At 40.9% G+C, this 16,042-nt stretch carries 19 protein-coding genes; all 19 read left to right on the forward strand.

Annotation, left to right across the window (positions count from 1 at the left end; translation table 11 throughout):
* Positions 1-430: 430 nt before the first annotated feature.
* The 19 genes from HZB59_09895 to HZB59_09985 all read left to right on the forward strand — a co-directional run bounded on the left by HZB59_09895 (position 431) and on the right by HZB59_09985 (position 15,928).
* The gene (locus HZB59_09895; GenBank protein MBI5021739.1) at positions 431-712 is read left to right on the forward strand and encodes a hypothetical protein; all 282 of its coding nucleotides are present in this window, start codon (positions 431-433) and stop codon (positions 710-712) included.
* Positions 713-842: 130 nt separating this feature from the next.
* Positions 843-1,436: a hypothetical protein gene (locus HZB59_09900; protein MBI5021740.1), complete on the forward strand. Its 594-nt coding sequence runs from the start codon at positions 843-845 to the stop codon at positions 1,434-1,436.
* 363 nt (positions 1,437-1,799) lie between these two features.
* Positions 1,800-2,519: a hypothetical protein gene (locus tag HZB59_09905; protein ID MBI5021741.1), complete on the forward strand. Its 720-nt coding sequence runs from the start codon at positions 1,800-1,802 to the stop codon at positions 2,517-2,519.
* A 78-nt stretch (positions 2,520-2,597) separates the two neighbouring features.
* On the forward strand, positions 2,598-3,110 hold the full coding sequence (locus HZB59_09910) for a siphovirus Gp157 family protein (GenBank protein ID MBI5021742.1): 513 nt from the start codon (positions 2,598-2,600) through the stop codon (positions 3,108-3,110).
* A gap of 6 nt (positions 3,111-3,116) precedes the next feature.
* Positions 3,117-3,380: a hypothetical protein gene (locus tag HZB59_09915; GenBank protein ID MBI5021743.1), complete on the forward strand. Its 264-nt coding sequence runs from the start codon at positions 3,117-3,119 to the stop codon at positions 3,378-3,380.
* A gap of 284 nt (positions 3,381-3,664) precedes the next feature.
* Positions 3,665-4,372 carry a hypothetical protein gene (locus tag HZB59_09920; GenBank protein MBI5021744.1) on the forward strand — a complete coding sequence of 236 codons (708 nt, stop codon included), beginning with the start codon at positions 3,665-3,667 and terminating at the stop codon, positions 4,370-4,372.
* A 59-nt stretch (positions 4,373-4,431) separates the two neighbouring features.
* Positions 4,432-4,824, forward strand: a complete 393-nt coding sequence (locus HZB59_09925) for a hypothetical protein (GenBank protein ID MBI5021745.1) — start codon at positions 4,432-4,434, stop codon at positions 4,822-4,824.
* A complete protein-coding gene (locus HZB59_09930; protein MBI5021746.1) occupies positions 4,821-5,021 on the forward strand; it encodes a hypothetical protein in 201 nt (66 codons plus the stop codon). Before HZB59_09925 ends, HZB59_09930 begins: the two co-directional genes overlap by 4 nt.
* A 53-nt stretch (positions 5,022-5,074) precedes the next feature.
* Complete coding sequence (locus tag HZB59_09935) at positions 5,075-5,950, forward strand: T9SS type A sorting domain-containing protein (protein MBI5021747.1); 876 nt, start codon at positions 5,075-5,077, stop codon at positions 5,948-5,950.
* 311 nt (positions 5,951-6,261) lie between these two features.
* Positions 6,262-6,672: a hypothetical protein gene (locus tag HZB59_09940; protein MBI5021748.1), complete on the forward strand. Its 411-nt coding sequence runs from the start codon at positions 6,262-6,264 to the stop codon at positions 6,670-6,672.
* 122 nt (positions 6,673-6,794) lie between these two features.
* On the forward strand, positions 6,795-8,051 hold the full coding sequence (locus tag HZB59_09945; protein ID MBI5021749.1) for a TolC family protein: 1,257 nt from the start codon (positions 6,795-6,797) through the stop codon (positions 8,049-8,051).
* Between the two features lie 15 nt (positions 8,052-8,066).
* On the forward strand, positions 8,067-9,431 hold the full coding sequence (locus HZB59_09950) for an efflux RND transporter periplasmic adaptor subunit (GenBank protein MBI5021750.1): 1,365 nt from the start codon (positions 8,067-8,069) through the stop codon (positions 9,429-9,431).
* A 13-nt stretch (positions 9,432-9,444) separates the two neighbouring features.
* A complete protein-coding gene (locus HZB59_09955; GenBank protein MBI5021751.1) occupies positions 9,445-9,834 on the forward strand; it encodes a DUF302 domain-containing protein in 390 nt (129 codons plus the stop codon).
* A 17-nt stretch (positions 9,835-9,851) separates the two neighbouring features.
* Positions 9,852-10,379: a DUF2231 domain-containing protein gene (locus HZB59_09960; GenBank protein ID MBI5021752.1), complete on the forward strand. Its 528-nt coding sequence runs from the start codon at positions 9,852-9,854 to the stop codon at positions 10,377-10,379.
* Positions 10,380-10,410: 31 nt separating this feature from the next.
* Positions 10,411-10,857 carry a cupredoxin domain-containing protein gene (locus HZB59_09965; GenBank protein ID MBI5021753.1) on the forward strand — a complete coding sequence of 149 codons (447 nt, stop codon included), beginning with the start codon at positions 10,411-10,413 and terminating at the stop codon, positions 10,855-10,857.
* 2 nt (positions 10,858-10,859) lie between these two features.
* A complete protein-coding gene (locus HZB59_09970) occupies positions 10,860-11,486 on the forward strand; it encodes a hypothetical protein (protein ID MBI5021754.1) in 627 nt (208 codons plus the stop codon).
* 49 nt (positions 11,487-11,535) lie between these two features.
* Positions 11,536-11,889: a hypothetical protein gene (locus HZB59_09975; protein MBI5021755.1), complete on the forward strand. Its 354-nt coding sequence runs from the start codon at positions 11,536-11,538 to the stop codon at positions 11,887-11,889.
* A 49-nt stretch (positions 11,890-11,938) separates the two neighbouring features.
* Positions 11,939-12,520: a hypothetical protein gene (locus HZB59_09980; GenBank protein ID MBI5021756.1), complete on the forward strand. Its 582-nt coding sequence runs from the start codon at positions 11,939-11,941 to the stop codon at positions 12,518-12,520.
* A 141-nt stretch (positions 12,521-12,661) separates the two neighbouring features.
* On the forward strand, positions 12,662-15,928 hold the full coding sequence (locus HZB59_09985) for an efflux RND transporter permease subunit (protein ID MBI5021757.1): 3,267 nt from the start codon (positions 12,662-12,664) through the stop codon (positions 15,926-15,928).
* Positions 15,929-16,042 lie beyond the last annotated feature (114 nt).

A 16,042-nucleotide genomic window follows, 5' to 3' on the forward strand; every position in this document is an offset into this window, starting at 1 on the left:
GCAACCGTTTATGATTGCGGAAAGTTCTCTTTGGTTACTTTCTCTTCAAAGAGAAAGTAACAACTCCAACTCTTATTTTCTGAGCTCCTACATTCTAACTTAACAAACGCATTGTTGCTAACTTCATCATTTGATCAGGCATCCCGACTCGATTGCCATCTAGACGGGATCTGTTCTTTCCCCAGCATAAACACAAAGTCCCACAACCGGGTGGTGAGCGCCGTGGGAGGGCCGGTCACTCACGTGGGATCCCGGAAGTGGGACAAAACCGCATCCAATCTAACACATTCCTAATTATTTTTCAAATCTCAAAACCTACTATTCAACTCATTTAATTGACCGCTTTAAATTGAAATATATCCCCGATAAAATCCCACTCCCTCGTCAAGGGCAAGTCTCCCGCCACAAGAGAAGTGGCGGGATTTAAATCGTGAACGCTCACAATCATATCGCTCCACTCCTTCATAAACCCTGTCCTGAGCGATCCCGCTCCTTGAGCGGGAGAGCCGAAGGATCAGTCCGTTCTGCTCTATCATTGCTCGCTAAAAAATTTTGGTTCCCTCTCACGTCACCGCAGGATTGTATTCACAAACCTGTGGTGTGTGGGGAAAGAAGAAGTGGCAACATCCACGCCATTCCGTTTTACGGAAGTGTCATGTATGTCGCATATTCACTTCTTCTCTCCCCCAAAATTTTATTTCACGACCCTTGACTTCGGTCGTCCCTTTGAAATGATGATCTCTACAAGCGGTCAATCAGTTTTTGAGAAGTTTTTCGAGAAAACTGCCCTGAGCGAAGGCGAAGGGTCTGACTGCATTTAATCACAAATACAAGAGGTCATTATGTCACATCAACAACTCAACCAAATCTTTTCACAATACATTTCAACTTTGTATAACGCTGCAAAACGAATGATCGACAAACGGCATCCACAGTATGATGATAAAGTTCAAGACCTTGTCATTCTTGCGTACGAGGAATTTATCCGTAAAGTTAATGAAGGGAAAATAATGGAGCTTGCGCTTCTAATTCATTACATGAAACTTCGCAAGAAAGAAGTGCAGATAGAAATGAGAGGGTATTCCCGGACAAATAAAACTGACGTGTTCAATAAGCGGAATTATTATGAAGGGAAGTTAGAGCTTCATTCAATCGACAATTCTATCTTCAATGGTGAAGGAGACACATACGCAGATATTATTCAAGATGAATCCAATCTTGAAGATTATCTTCATTATAAAATAGATCTTGATACCCGTTTATCAAAACTATCAGAAAAGGAGAGAATTATTTTTATGATGAAAGAAGAAGGTTACAACGATGACGAAATCGCTCAAGCAGTGTCGGTTAACATTCAAACAGTCAAAAGTTTTATAGACCGACTTTTATTGGAATTCTCCAATAAACACTCGAATCAATTTACACTTCAACTTTAACTTACCTATAATTCCCACCGAAAAGGATTCCGTCTCAGCCAAATGAGACGGAATTCCACTTCCTATATGTTTTTCCCCTCCGCAATCACACTGTTTTACAATAGCCCTTAACAAAATGAGCTTTGCGATTCCGTCATTCATAGCCATGATCAGGCTAAGGAATCGCTTTTTAATCATGCTGCTATTTCGAAAGCAACCGTTTGTGATTGCGGAAAGTTCTCTTTGGTTACTTTCTCTCCAAAGAGAAAGTAACAATTAATCAATTTCTTTCTTGACGACTGAATGAAAATCCATCCACAATAACTTTGGTATAAGAAGTATGCAATCAACAATAATCCAAAACAATTAAAAGGAGATTTTACAATGAACACACAAAGAGAATTTGTGCAACTCAAAGAGCACTACATCGCAGACGTCACGCTGAAATTTGCCACCGGTCTTAAGAAGGAAGGTCAATTCGGTCCGTATTTACTTTATTCCGTTCAACACGAAGGGAAAGAGAAGTTCTTGAAAGTTACGGATCGGTTGGAGAAGCAGTTCCGTAAGTTCGACGTGAAAGCCGGTCAAGTAGTAAGCTTGTTAAAAGAAACCATCACACCGAAAAATGGTGAGCCGTTTACGGTGATAAATGTACTCGAATGCAAGGATGCACCTCACGAAGTGATGGATTCCCAAAAACCCGAGAAAAAGGAGGAGTTGATTCCACAAAAAGTGGAAAGTGCTCAACCCATCCCACAAACACCAGAAGGTTTTTCCGGTGATACATTAACAATGTATCAATCCTTACATGATGCAGTCGACATCACAAAAACCATTGATGGAGTGGAGTGGAGAAATACCGACATCGAAAAAATCGGTGTTTGTTTGTTTCTCTCACGCACCGGACAGCTTACAGTCGATAAGGTTCTTTCCAATGGTAATGGAAACGGTAAGCGCTTACATCGTTCTGCACCAAAGGCGCATCAGCCTCTGGCTGATAAGAAAGTTGAAGATGTGAAACCAGCTACAGTCCCTGAAAAGGTTCAAGAAATGGTTCCGGTACCAGCTGAGGTAGCCGTTGAAAAAGACGACTTGCCATTCTAGCAGTTCAGAAAATAAATCGAAGGCACGGTTCAAACCGTGCCTATTTTAAAATCACATTTTATATGAAAGGCATCTATCATGACCGAAACATTATACGAAATCACAAAAGACCTGATCATTCTCAATAATCTTGACGAAGTCGATTCGACTAATGGACAGGAGGGAAACGATAAACTCGAACAACTTCAACAAGCTCTCGATAATCTCAATATGAAATTTATTGATAAGGTTTGTAACATCGTGAAATTTGTTAAGAATCTTGAGGCACACCGGGATGCTTTGGCTGCCGAAGCTAAACGGCTTGCTGAACGAAAACGATCATTCGATTCTCGAATTGACTGGCTTAAGAAATATGTTAAAAACGCTATGGAAGTAACTCAATCAAATAAAATCAAATATGCGTTTTTTACAATTTATGTTGCACCAAGCCAACCGAGTGTCGAGGTTAGAAATATCGATGAAGTTGAGGAGGAGTTCCTCAAGGTGAAAAAGGAGGTCGATAAAACAAAAATCATGGAACAGGTGAAATCTACCGGAGTTATTCCCAGTGGAGTAGAAATCGTTCAAGGTACGCACCTTGTGATTCGATAAAAAACGATGATACCGTCTCTCCATTTCCGAGACGGTATCGCTTACTTACACATGGAAAAGAAAATTCAAAAGTTCAGCAAGGAAGGCGACCTTGTCTTAGTCGAGGTATGCGGAGAACTCCATTTCGGAGTTGTTGCGTTTGCTTCCCGACGCTGCATCTGGACAAGCGCACCGTTGGAGCGCGGTACAATTCTCGGTGTGAAAGTCGCCGCTTTACCAGAGAAGCAAAGAATCTACACTTATGAACCTTTCGAAGATTCAGGATTGTAATGCTACGATTCTGCCTGCCGATACGTGCTTGGTTTGAGTTCGCTCTCGTGGGTTCTGCAAGATACAGCCCCGTTCTCGCCACACAAGCCTTTCGCCTTCGACTTCATTCACTTCGTTCATTCCGCTCAGGCTCAACCCTCGTTTGTGCAGCTCTGCTCCTCACTCGTTTGCAAAAGGATGCGCCTTTGAATGTCACACCTTTTGCATAAAACTTCGTTGCGGTGCTCGCTTCCGCACTCGGGCTGACGGGCATTGCGTGGCTGCGCATGCGGGGCTGTGCGCTTATGAGTGTTTTTTCGCTTCGCCTCGCTCAGTTGCGTGGCGGGCGTCAGTCGGTTGCTTCGGCTTGGGCTGGCTGGCGTTGGCGTTTCGCCTGCGTGTTCGCCCTCTTGGTTTCGTTATGTTTTCTTCTTTTGCTTCCGTTGGCTTCTGTGGTTCTCGGTCGCTTCCTGCGTCCGCTCAGTCGCTGGTTTCCTCTGTTGTCGGTGCTGTGTGTTCTGGTTCTTCCGCTTCGCTTGCTGTTGGCTGTTCGGTGGGCGCTGATGCTTTCGTGCTCTCTTCCGTTCCGTGTTCCGTTGTGTCTCGTCTCTCTGTGTTTGCCGCTTTCGGTTTCGGTGGTTTCGGTTCGTGTTCTCTCTCTGCTGTTTCTGCTGTGCTTGCTGCTGCTCGTTGTGGTGCTCGTGTTCGCTGGTGGGCTGGCGGTTTGCCTTCCGTTCCGTTGCGTCAGCGCCTTGCTTTGCGTTCTGTTGCTCTCGTCCGTTTCCTTGCCCGTCGTCCGCCGTCTGTTCTTGTTTGCTTTCTCTCGTCTCCTCGTTCTCGTGGTTCGCTGCTGGCGTGTCGTCTCGCTGTTCGCTCTGGTGTCGCTGTGTTTGTCTTTTGTGTCGGTTTCTCTCCAGTTCGTCTTCCTCGTGTCGGTCGTGGCTCTTGGTTGCCCGTTCAGGTTGCTGGTCTTTCTGCTTTTCGCTGGCAGCAGGCATCATAGGTGTGGTTAAAGAATAGGTGTTCAATTCATTTGTGTATTTGGTATAACATTAACAAGAAAGGATTCAATATGAAAACGAAATCATTTTTCATTTCAACAATACTCGTCATTATCTGTGAGATTATTTTTCAAGGACAAATCATAGCTGATGTCAAGAAGGCAATTCAAAATCTTCAGGAAGGTCTTGATGAGGCAATCCTTACAATAATTCCGGATGAAAGAAAATTTGTTCGATTCGACAAACGTGAAGATGGAATATTAATCTACAAAGTATCGATGCAAAAAGTTGATGAAAAGACCGTTCGAATTCGTGTCACCGGATACAGTGGAATGGATGTCATCTCTATCATAACGTATCGAATCATTGATGGAGAAAGTTATAAAACGATTGAAGAGTACAAACATCAGAAACAAGCCACCGACATTGGTATAACAAAAACAAAGAAAGGAGTCAAACAATGATTGACATTCAACTTACTGAAGATGAAGATCACTCTATTATCCAAGCCCTCGAATCAGAGCGAGACATATTTATCAAGGATTTAAACACAAGTTCCTTAAGCATTGTACGTGAAGTGTCGAACAGAGTAATCGACCATAATAATTCGTTGATCAGAAAGCTCGAAGAACAAGTTGGAGTTAGTATTGGAATTATTTAGAGTTTTCGGCTGTTTACATAATTAACATAAAACTTTTGATAGGAACCGTAGCCATGTTTCAAAGAAAACACAATTTTGATTACTCAAAATCACTTTATATCTTTGCGTTATTCTACATAACGCTGACAATTCCGACATTTGCTCAACATCATTATAATAACTGGATTCATCGGAATGCAACCGACACAACAATTGCCCGTTGCTGGGACGACTCGCTTACCTTTGCTATGTTTCCCCCCGGTTCTATGATGGGAATGATGTTCCCAGATTCAATTTACTGTCGTATCGATCGAATGCATCTTGATAGTTTGGACCATCCGCACGATTCAACATTTATGGGTTGGCATCGGATCGAAATTGGGCGCGATAGCACCCGCTTTGATATGATGGACGATTCCATGATGAGCGTAAACCATATGATGCAGTTTATGACAGGGTTACAGTGTCAGTTGCGTTGGGATAGTCTTTACACCGATTCTCTCCATAGGCGATGGAAGCCGACCGGTGTGCGCGGTTGGAATGGTACACAATGGGTAAATTTATCAGACGTTTCATTTATTGGTACTACTGCCACAGTGAAGACCTCCCAAGTATATGCAGCAATCGCATTTGTGGGGACACCGTCTGAGGTCACAGGAATTTCCCCAACGGTAACAACACCATCGCAATACAAATTGGAGCAAAACTATCCAAATCCATTTAATCCCTCTACCGAGATCCTCTTCAACATCCCGTTGACTGAGAATGTAACGTTGGAAGTTTACAACGTGCTTGGTAAGGTTGTTGCAACACTTTTTGACAATCAACCATTGAGCGCCGGAGAACATTCTGTGCTATTCGATGCAAACAACTTAGCAAGCGGAATTTACTTCTATAGCATGAGAGCCGGTCAATATAAATCGACTCAAAAAATGATTTTATTAAGGTAAGAAAATACTTTAATTGAGAAATTTCTGAGGGATTGATCCGAGGGTCTTTACTGTCATTCCAGCATGTTTTAAGCTGCCTGCCAATGGCACAAAGGCATGCCGAAAGAAGCGTTTGGGAATGAAAACACTAAATTTACTTAATAGCAATCCATAGATTGGATAATTTGAAATAATAAATATTTAAAATTGAGTAATAACAAGCAAAATAAGAAATATTTTAAATAATATGATCTTGGTATTTTGTGTTTCATGAAAATTATTGTATCTTTTTAAGGAACGGATCGTACAAAAGTAGTGTTACAATTAATAACATGGTAAGCTCATTTAAATATCGCTCGGTTGCTATACTCCTTGCTGGAATCTTTTCGGTTTTCAACATAGGGTTGCCGATTGCTTTGCATTATTGCAAGATGATGGAAACAGTATCAAGCAATTCATGCGAGATGTGCACTACACATAAAAAAGAGAGCAAAGATATCCAAATTTCTAAACCGGAATCCTCTTGCTGCAAAACAATACTTGGGGTAGATCGCAATCAAACAGAGTTTCTGCAAACACAAAACGATGTAGTAACTCAAACACAAAATTACTCAACTACTGCGATAATCTACGATTCAAACATTTTTGAATCGACGACTTTTTCAAAATCAATTTTTAACGATACACACTCTCCTCCTCTCACCGAAGATATACCTATATTTATCTCTTCTCTCCTTATTTAATTCTCGTAATAGTTCAATAAAACTACATTATTGACTTTTGTCAATGATGTTGTTACATTTTGCCGTCATTCCGGACTCATTCTGGAATGGCAATATAAGCATTGAATTTATTACGAGGAATTATGAACAAAATATTTTTATTATTGGTTACGGTTCTATTAGCTGCGCAAATTTATAGTCAACCAGTAACTCGGCCAGTGCAATTGGACAGTCTAATCTCTGAAGCGATGAAGAACAATCCTGAAATCCAAGCGGCTCTCGCACAGGTTGATGTAATGCGAGCTAAAGTATCTCAAGCTGGTACTCTTGATGATCCTGAGTTGAAATTCATGCAGGAAGGTATGCCCGATTTCAAATTCAATGAGGCGATGTTCTCGCGTCTTGAGCTGATGCAAATGGTTCCATTTCCGACAAAACTTGGGACACAAAAGGATCTATCTGTTATCCAGAAACGGTTTTCCCAAAGTGACCAGCTTGAAAAAGTGAACGAGGTTTTGGCGAAACTGAAATCTACATACGTAGAGTTATGGTTCATCCAGCAAAACATCGCAATTGCTCAAGAAAACTCCCGACTCATGAAGCAATTTTTATCCATTGCACAGACGAAATACACAGCCGGTCAGGTGCCGCAGCAGGATATACTGAAAGCGCAAATCGAGATATCAATGATCGGTAATGAACAGATTTCATTTCGACAAAAAGAATTAAGTATGAAGGCAATGATGATGTCGCTGCTAAATCGGGATACCAAAGACACTATCTCTATAGCGGTGATACCTTCTGAGGTTTCATTTTCAATGGACCTAGACTCAGTTTTGAGTTTTGCATTGCACAACCGTCCAATGATCATTAAAGACTCGTTGATGATTGATGAGAGCAAAACAATGCTTTCCATGGCGAAGCAGGAATATCTTCCCGATTTCAAATTTGGAATCGAGAGAATGACGGAACCGATGGGTTCATTCACGGGCTGGAGTGTTAGTGCGGGAATCACACTTCCTTTTGCACCCTGGACACTCGGAAAAGCGAGCACTCGTGTAGATGAAGCGAATGCCGCAATAATCAAGTCGAACGCATCTTACACTTCAACTCGAAATATGGTCGCAAGCAACGTCAAAGATTTATATTACAAGGCAAGTGGAGCAAAGAAACAACTCGATATTTTCAACTCGGAAATTCTTCCTCAAGCAAAGCAATCAGTGCAGGCAAGCTTAACAGCATATCAAACAGGAACGACAGATTTTTTGATGTTGATCGATGCATACCGGACACTCGTCAATCTTTCAAAGGAATATTTCATGACACGGATGCAATTCGAGCAAGCAATTGCAGAGTTGGAACGTGAAGCCGGTACCCAGTATTTATCAGATTTAAAGTAAGGAAAGGATTTTAATATGAAAAAGAATATTATCATCAGCGCAATTATCATTGTCATTGTAGGTTTAGCAGGATTATATTTTTATCCGAAACTATTTCCATCTAAACCTGAACGAAAAATTCTCTACTGGACCGATTCTATGATTCCCGGTGATAGAAGCGATCATCCCGGTAAATCGCCAATGGGAATGGATAGAACTCCTGTCTATGCAGACGAGTCACAACCGGAAACAGCGAACCAAAAAACATCTGCTGATGAGAGTTACTACACTTGCCCGATGCATCCATCTGTTAAGAGTGACCATCCGGGGGCATGCCCGGTATGCGGAATGAATTTGGTTAAACGTACCGATCAAGTTGAGCTGACGAAAGAAGAACATCAGTCGCTCGGGCAAGTGACATTATCGCCAACGAAGCAAGTACTTGCAAATGTTTCAACTTCAACTGCAATGAAGATGTCGTTGGAAAAAGAAATCCGCGCTGTGGGTAAAATCGCTTATGCTGAACAGAACTTCAGACAAATAAGCACACGGTTCCCGGGACGGATTGATAAACTTTACCTCACTTACGAGGGGCAACAGGTAAAAAAAGACGATCCTGTTGCTGATGTTTACAGTCCGGAAGCTATATCCGCTCAACAGGAATACTTACTCGCTAAGCAATCTAATTCCTCGGAGCTTCTTCAACAGTCAAAACAGAAACTTCTTCTGTGGGGATTTACTGAATCGCAATTGAATGAACTTGATTACTTAAAGATTGTCAGGAATACATTCACGCTCCACTCTCCTATTAGCGGAACAGTGTTGAAGAAAAATATCCAGCAACAGCAATATGTATCTACCGGTGAAAATCTTTTTGATGTTGCCGATCTTTCCACAGTCTGGATGTATGCAGACATTTACGAGTACGAAATTCAGGGTGTAAAAGTCGGGCAAATAGTTGAAGCCAAGAGTGATGCATATTCCGATAAAACATTTACGGGTAAGATAACATTCATAAGTCCCACTGTTGATCCTTCATCAAGGACAGTGCGTATTCGTGCAGAAATTGCGAATGAATCTGCTGACCTTAGATTAGATATGTTCGTTAATGCTACAGTTAAAGTAAAGCTATCAGAAAGCATTGTCGTTCCAATAACCGCAGTTCTCTCGACTGGAGCAAAGCAAGTTGTATGGGTTCAAAAGGTTGCAGGTGTCTTTGAACCAAGGCTGGTAAAAATCGGTGGACGTTCAAATGAATATGTACAAATTATAGAAGGAATCAACGAAGGTGAAACAATTGTAAGCTCAGGTGGCTACCTAATTGATTCAGAGAGTCAGATGCAAACACCTGCAAGCTCAAAATCAACCGAACATGCTGGTATGAAAATGGATAAAAAATAAAGGAGAGACAACTATGAGTTACTATTTCAGTAAAATAAAAAAAGATATATCATTCGATAAAGTAATTGAAGCTGTAATCGGAAATCTAAAAAATGAGGGTTTCGGCATTCTGACTGAAATTGATGTAAAGGAAACCTTAAAGAAAAAACTTGACGTCAATTTCAGGAAATATAAAATTTTGGGCGCATGCAACCCGCCGTTTGCTTATCGGGCACTGCAAGCTGAGGATAAGATTGGAATAATGCTACCATGCAATGTGATTATTCAAGAAATCTCTAAAGGTACTGTCGAGATCGCAACGGTCGATCCTGTTGCATCGATGCAATCTGTGAACAATCCTCAATTGGCAGACGTTGCAAATGAAATTCAGAACAAGTTGCGCCGAGTCATTGAAAATCTATAAACAGAAAAGGAAATTATATGCAAAACATACATCCGTATTTTGTTCACTTTCCGATTGCGATTCTTTCAGTCGGATTGCTTTGGGACTTGCTTGGTATTTTGTTAAAGAAAGAATCATTCAAGAATGCCGGCTGGTGGGCACAAGTTTTCGGAGTTATCGCGATTGTCATAACGGTCACCACCGGACTAATTGCTGCCAACACCGTTCCACATAATGAAGCTTCTCATGAAATTATGGAAACTCATGAAACTATTGGATTGATAGTCGCAGGCGCTTTTATTCTACTGTTGATCTGGAGAAGTTTCTTGAAGACCTCTTTACCATTGAGAAAGTCATATCAAACCATCTATTTAGCTATTGGGATTCTTGCCGTAGTTACAATGCTTTATGGTGCGCATCTTGGCGGAAAATTAGTGTACGAATTTGGCGTTGGTGGAAGTGCCGTGCAACAGTCGGCACACACCCATCAGCATACTGAAACAAATGAGGAACATGGGCATGAAAGTGATCCTGATTCCTCAGGCGAATCGGAACATCAACATTAACTCATAACTATTAATTATAAGGAACAACACAATGAAACGATCCACATTTTATTTGGCAACTATTATTCTGAGCACCTTTATCGTAGCTGCGAACAGCCACGCTCAATGCTCGATGGGTTCAAGTGGACATCAACATGGCGCAAATAATCCAGAGTCACATTCTGTGCATAAAGTCGTAGCTCAATCAAAAGGTTATGCGTTCATTAACGATGATGGTATGCAGCAAGCTAATATAACAATAAGAGATGGCTATCATCCGAACACTATCATAGTGAAAAGGGGAATCCCTCTTCGTCTTAATTTTGATCTTCAGGAAGAAGGATGCACTGCTACAGTTATTATCAGGGAGTTCGATATTAAGAAATTGTTGACTCCTTTTGAGATCGCATCTGTGGAATTTACACCAGATATTTCCGGGTCGTTCACTTTTGCCTGCCCAATGAACATGATTGAAGGTTCGATCGTGGTAAAGGAATAACAATGATTGGCATAAAAACAATAGTGAAACAGATGTTGATACAAAACAGGACTATCACTATTATAAATCTAATTTTGATATCCTCGTCTTTGCTGTCTTCCGGATGCATGATGTCGGGGATGATGATGGATCATTCTTCTCATGAACAAAATGCTGATCGGGAACAGAATCTTCATGATAATTTTATTAAAGAGATTGTCACCGATGATTATAGAGTTGTTGCTGAGATTCCGACCGCAATAATTGATAGAGAATCATTTGTGTTTCTTCGGATTTATCCGTTGAACGACTCTACTCTTCTACAAGCGGAAGGTATGGTTACGCTTTTAGATGTTCGTAATAATACTGATGTAGTCTCTAGTCAAAAGTTTATTGTTCCGAACAATCAGGAGTATGCATATAAATTCAGCTTGCAACATCCATCCGATTATCGAATAATCTTTGAGATCGAATCAATAAACGAAAATAAACTTATTAAGCCAATCATTGCCGATGCTTTGGTGAAATCTCAACTGTTAAGCGAACATTCAAATGAAAATGGCGGTTTTAAAATATCAACCCCGGTCATCATTGGAAGTGTGATCATGGCTTCGATGATGATAATTATGATAATGGCGAAAACATTTTAGTTACAAGACAATATATTAAATCAAACAATAAATATAAGGAGAATTATCAATGAAAAACATCCAATTTGCAATAGCAATTATCGTGGTGGGCTTGTTAGGCATGCGGTACACCATTGTAGCACGAGAACACGACCACAAACAACATCAAATGAAGACAACTCAATCAAAAGAACAGACAAAGGAAGTTTACACCTGTCCGATGCACCCGGAAGTAACTTCTGATAAAGCAGGTAAATGCCCGAAATGTGGAATGGCGTTGAAAAAAAAGGCAATGTCAAAAGGGGAAACTAAATCTGAGAAAAAAACAGAAATGTATGCGTGTCCAATGCATCCGGATGAAAAGTCTGACAAGACTGGTAATTGTTCTAAATGTGGGATGAAGTTAGAAAAAATTAAAAAATAAAGTATTAAGAAAACATAAACAATTAAAAACAATATTGAAAGGAAGTAGAATGAATATCAAACTAATTATCACAACATTATTAATCGCACTTGGCATTATAGGTTGCTCAAAAGAAGCGACATCACCCACAAGTTCGAACCAAACGCCAATTTTTTCAATAAGCCCAAAGGATGGAGAAGCTAATGTACGCTTAGATGCGACTATCACATTAAACTTTGCACAGCCCGTTGTGCGTGGCATAGTAGAAAATAATTTATATCTCATGAGTGCTCGCGGCATGGATGATTCTCTCCACCCTGCGGGAGATTCAATGGGATATGGAATGATGAATGAAACGATGATGGATTCTATGAAAATGCTCCATATGATGAATCAGCACCGCGCAAAGGGAAAATATCTTTGGAATGGAGATAGTACACGATGCATATTCACACCCGATTCAATGATGATCTCCGGAATGCAATACATGGTACGCATGGGCACCGACATGGTTAAAATGATGGAGAACCGATTAGGCGACATGAATATGATGGGTAACCATGGAAATGGTGTGATGAAAAATGAAATGTATTATCATTTTACAACAATGGACACCTCAAAAGTTGGATCAGGACACAATGGGCACCATTAAAATGAAAGTAGTAAAATATATTTAATGAAAGCTAAGCAGTTGAACGTAAATCCTTTCCCCATCCCCGCTCACCGATTGTGAGAGGGGAGTTCAGAATAATCTGGACAGGGTAAAGAAATATGAATAGTAACAGAGGTCATCATGATAGAAAAAATAATTGAGTACTCGGCACGAAATAAATTTGTTATCATCCTTATTTATTCCATCCTAATCGGATGGGGTATCTGGTCGGTGTATAACACACCAGTTGATGCGATTCCAGATCTTTCAGATAATCAGGTTATTGTGTTCACATCGTGGATGGGACGATCACCAAAAATTATGGAGGATCAAATTACTTATCCTCTGGTGAGCAACCTTCAGGGACTTCCGAAAGTCAAAGCAGTTCGGGCGCAATCAATGTTCGGTATGTCGTTCATCTACATCATCTTCGAAGACAACGTCGATATTTATTGGGCACGAAGCCGCGTGCTTGAGAAACTCAATTATGCCTCCTCTTTCCTTCCGTCCGGTGTCATCCCAACGCTTGGTCCTGATGGAACAGGAGTCGGTCACGTTTACTGGTACACAGTTGAGGGAAAAGATTATGATCTTGCCGAACTTCGTGCAATTCAAGATTGGTATATCCGCTACCAACTTAACTCTGTTCCCGGTGTTGCAGAAGTTGCAAGTGTCGGTGGCTTTGTAAAGCAATATCAGGTTGATCTCGACCCAAACAAGCTTGTAGCTTACGATGTAAACTTTAATTCGATTGTCGATGCAATTAAAAACACTAACCGTGATGTAGGTGGGAAGATTATCGAATCGAATTCTCTTCAGATGTTCGTTCGCGGACAAGGATATGTCAAATCAGTGAAAGAGATTGAAAGAATTCCGATAGGCACCGGCAAAGATGGTGTTCCGATTTATATAAAAAATGTTGGGACAGTCCAGCTTGGTAACGACTTCCGGCTTGGAATGATGGACAAAAACGGACAAGGTGAGGTTGTCGGCGGTATTATCGTAATGCGTTATGGCGAGAATGCAAAAGATGTAATTGAGCGGGTGAAGGAAAAAATCGTCGAGGTTCAAAAAGGATTGCCAAAAGGTGTTGAAATAAAAACAGCATACGACCGCTCCGATTTAATTGAACGATCTATTAACACTTTACGAAGCGCTCTTATTGAAGAAGCGCTTATTGTGAGTCTCGTTGTTATGGTTTTCATCTTCCACTTCAGAAGTGCACTTCGCATTTTAATTGAGTTACCTGTTTCGGTGCTGATGGCATTCATCCTGATGAAACAGTTTGGTATAACATCAAACATCATGAGTCTAGGAGGATTAGCTATTGCGATTGGCGTGCTGGTAGATTCATCGATTGTGCTTGTGGAAAATGCTTATCGCAACATCGCACACGCACAACATGAAGGCGGCGTCATTGATTATACAGAAATCTCTATCCGTTCCGCTCAACAGGTTGGCAGGGCAATATTTTTCTCGCTTGCAATCATCGTTGTTTCATTCCTTCCTGTATTTTTATTGGAAGGACAAGAGGGTAAACTCTTCCACCCTCTCGCATTCACAAAAACATTTGCGCTTGCTGCATCGGCGATTATCTCGATTACACTTGTGCCGATGCTGATGACGATGTTGATGCGCGGAAAATTCAAACCTGAAGAAAAGAATCCTATCTCACGCTTTGTAATGAAGATATATGAACCGATTCTCAAGAGAGCGTTAAAATTTCGTAAGACAACGCTTGCGCTCAACTTGTTAGCTCTTTTAATTACGATCCCGATGATTCTCAGCATCGGTTCTGAATTCATGCCTCCGCTTGATGAAGGAAGTTTGCTCTTTATGCCGGTAACTCTGCCGAATGTTTCAATCACCGAAGCGAAAAGAATTCTTCAGGTTCAGGATAAAATTATTGCTGACTTTCCAGAAGTTGATCAAGTTCTCGGAAAAGTTGGACGTGCTGAAACTTCAACCGATCCCGCTCCAATCAGCATGATTGAGTCAATTATTCTCCTCAAACCAAAATCTCAATGGCGAAAAGGAATGACGAAGGATGATATTATTTCTCAGCTTGATCAGAAATTACAAATCCCCGGAGTTCGAAACGGATGGACACAGCCGATCATCAACCGCATAAACATGCTTTCGACAGGCGTAAGAACCGATTTAGGTGTGAAAGTTTTCGGTGATGATCTTGACACTCTCGAAAGATTGGCTATTGAAGCCGAGAACATTTTAAAAACTGTCCCTGGCGCGGCTGATCTTTACGCAGAGAGAGTTATTGGCGGAGAATTTCTAGACATTAATGTTAAACCCGAGGCAGTTGCACGATATGGCATCAATGTTGGAGATGTTTTAAATGTAATTGAAACTGCAATAGGCGGAGAAAATATTTCAACAACAGTTGAAGGCAGACGCCGCTTCCCAATCCGTGTCCGCTTTGCAAAAGATTATCGCGATAATATCGATGCACTAAAGCGATTGCTTGTACCTGTTCCTCGGATGAGTAGCTCATCAATGGAATCTTCACAACCAATAGGATCTTCGTCAGGTGGTATGGGTTCGATGAATACATCTTCCTTATTTGCGAAGCCAATTGTCAATTCACAATTATCAATTGACAATTCCAAATTTACCTTTATACCGTTAGCACAATTAGCAGATATCAAACAATCTCCCGGTCCACCGATGATCAACAGTGAAAATAGTCTCCTCCGCTCTATTGTGTTTCTTAATGTACGTGGAAGAGATATGGGTGGATTTGTTAACGACGCTAAAGTTGCTCTCGACAAAAATCTAAAACTCCCTCCAGGATATTATGTATCATGGAGCGGTCAATATGAAAATCAAATCAGAGCAAAGAAGCGGTTGGAAATTGTTTTGCCAATTGTATTCTCTATAATTTTTATAATGCTTTATTTTACATTCAAATCAGCCCTCGAAGCATCGATGGTAATGCTCTCAGTTCCGTTTGCACTGATAGGTGGAGTATATCTGATTTATTTTTTAGGATACAACTTCAGTGTTGCTGTTTGGGTTGGATTCATTGCCTTGTATGGTGTAGCTGTAGAGACTGGCGTTGTTATGGTGATTTATCTCCACGAAGCACTTAACAAATATTTGCAAAAAGGAACAATCACAAATGCGGATATCACTCAGGCAACTCTCGAAGGTGCAGTTCTTCGACTCCGCCCAAAACTAATGACTGTCGCAACTAATCTGATTGGCTTATTGCCGATTATGTGGAGCACCGGCACCGGTTCTGATGTTATGAAACCAATTGCTGCACCAATGATTGGCGGGATTATTACTTCGGCAATTCACGTCCTATTTGTAACTCCGGTAATCTTTTCTATGATGAAAGAAGCGGCATTGAAGCGAGGTACATTGAAGATGAGTGAGATGAAACATTAACTAAACACTCTCAACAATTCAACATGATAAAAATCAACCTGAACATGTTAAAGAAACCTCGATTGAGAATTACATCCCCACTTATATAGTGGCGAGATTTGATAGTTGATTTGA

Source organism: Ignavibacteriales bacterium (assembly GCA_016214905.1).
Classification (GTDB): domain Bacteria; phylum Bacteroidota; class Ignavibacteria; order UBA10030; family SZUA-254; genus PNNN01.

Bases quoted from the DNA above. Each gene is read 5' to 3' on its own strand.
- HZB59_09915 (MBI5021743.1), top strand. From the start codon at position 3,117: ATGATACCGTCTCTCCATTTCCGAGACGGTATCGCTTACTTACACATG.
- HZB59_09975 (MBI5021755.1), top strand. From the start codon at position 11,536: ATGAAAAACATCCAATTTGCAATAGCAATTATCGTGGTGGGCTTGTTA.
- HZB59_09905 (MBI5021741.1), top strand. From the start codon at position 1,800: ATGAACACACAAAGAGAATTTGTGCAACTCAAAGAGCACTACATCGCA.
- HZB59_09965 (MBI5021753.1), top strand. From the start codon at position 10,411: ATGAAACGATCCACATTTTATTTGGCAACTATTATTCTGAGCACCTTT.
- HZB59_09945 (MBI5021749.1), top strand. From the start codon at position 6,795: ATGAACAAAATATTTTTATTATTGGTTACGGTTCTATTAGCTGCGCAA.
- HZB59_09970 (MBI5021754.1), top strand. From the start codon at position 10,860: ATGATTGGCATAAAAACAATAGTGAAACAGATGTTGATACAAAACAGG.
- HZB59_09910 (MBI5021742.1), top strand. From the start codon at position 2,598: ATGACCGAAACATTATACGAAATCACAAAAGACCTGATCATTCTCAAT.
- HZB59_09925 (MBI5021745.1), top strand. From the start codon at position 4,432: ATGAAAACGAAATCATTTTTCATTTCAACAATACTCGTCATTATCTGT.
- HZB59_09930 (MBI5021746.1), top strand. From the start codon at position 4,821: ATGATTGACATTCAACTTACTGAAGATGAAGATCACTCTATTATCCAA.
- HZB59_09900 (MBI5021740.1), top strand. From the start codon at position 843: ATGTCACATCAACAACTCAACCAAATCTTTTCACAATACATTTCAACT.
- HZB59_09940 (MBI5021748.1), top strand. From the start codon at position 6,262: ATGGTAAGCTCATTTAAATATCGCTCGGTTGCTATACTCCTTGCTGGA.
- HZB59_09935 (MBI5021747.1), top strand. From the start codon at position 5,075: ATGTTTCAAAGAAAACACAATTTTGATTACTCAAAATCACTTTATATC.
- HZB59_09920 (MBI5021744.1), top strand. From the start codon at position 3,665: ATGAGTGTTTTTTCGCTTCGCCTCGCTCAGTTGCGTGGCGGGCGTCAG.
- HZB59_09955 (MBI5021751.1), top strand. From the start codon at position 9,445: ATGAGTTACTATTTCAGTAAAATAAAAAAAGATATATCATTCGATAAA.
- HZB59_09980 (MBI5021756.1), top strand. From the start codon at position 11,939: ATGAATATCAAACTAATTATCACAACATTATTAATCGCACTTGGCATT.
- HZB59_09950 (MBI5021750.1), top strand. From the start codon at position 8,067: ATGAAAAAGAATATTATCATCAGCGCAATTATCATTGTCATTGTAGGT.
- HZB59_09985 (MBI5021757.1), top strand. From the start codon at position 12,662: ATGATAGAAAAAATAATTGAGTACTCGGCACGAAATAAATTTGTTATC.
- HZB59_09960 (MBI5021752.1), top strand. From the start codon at position 9,852: ATGCAAAACATACATCCGTATTTTGTTCACTTTCCGATTGCGATTCTT.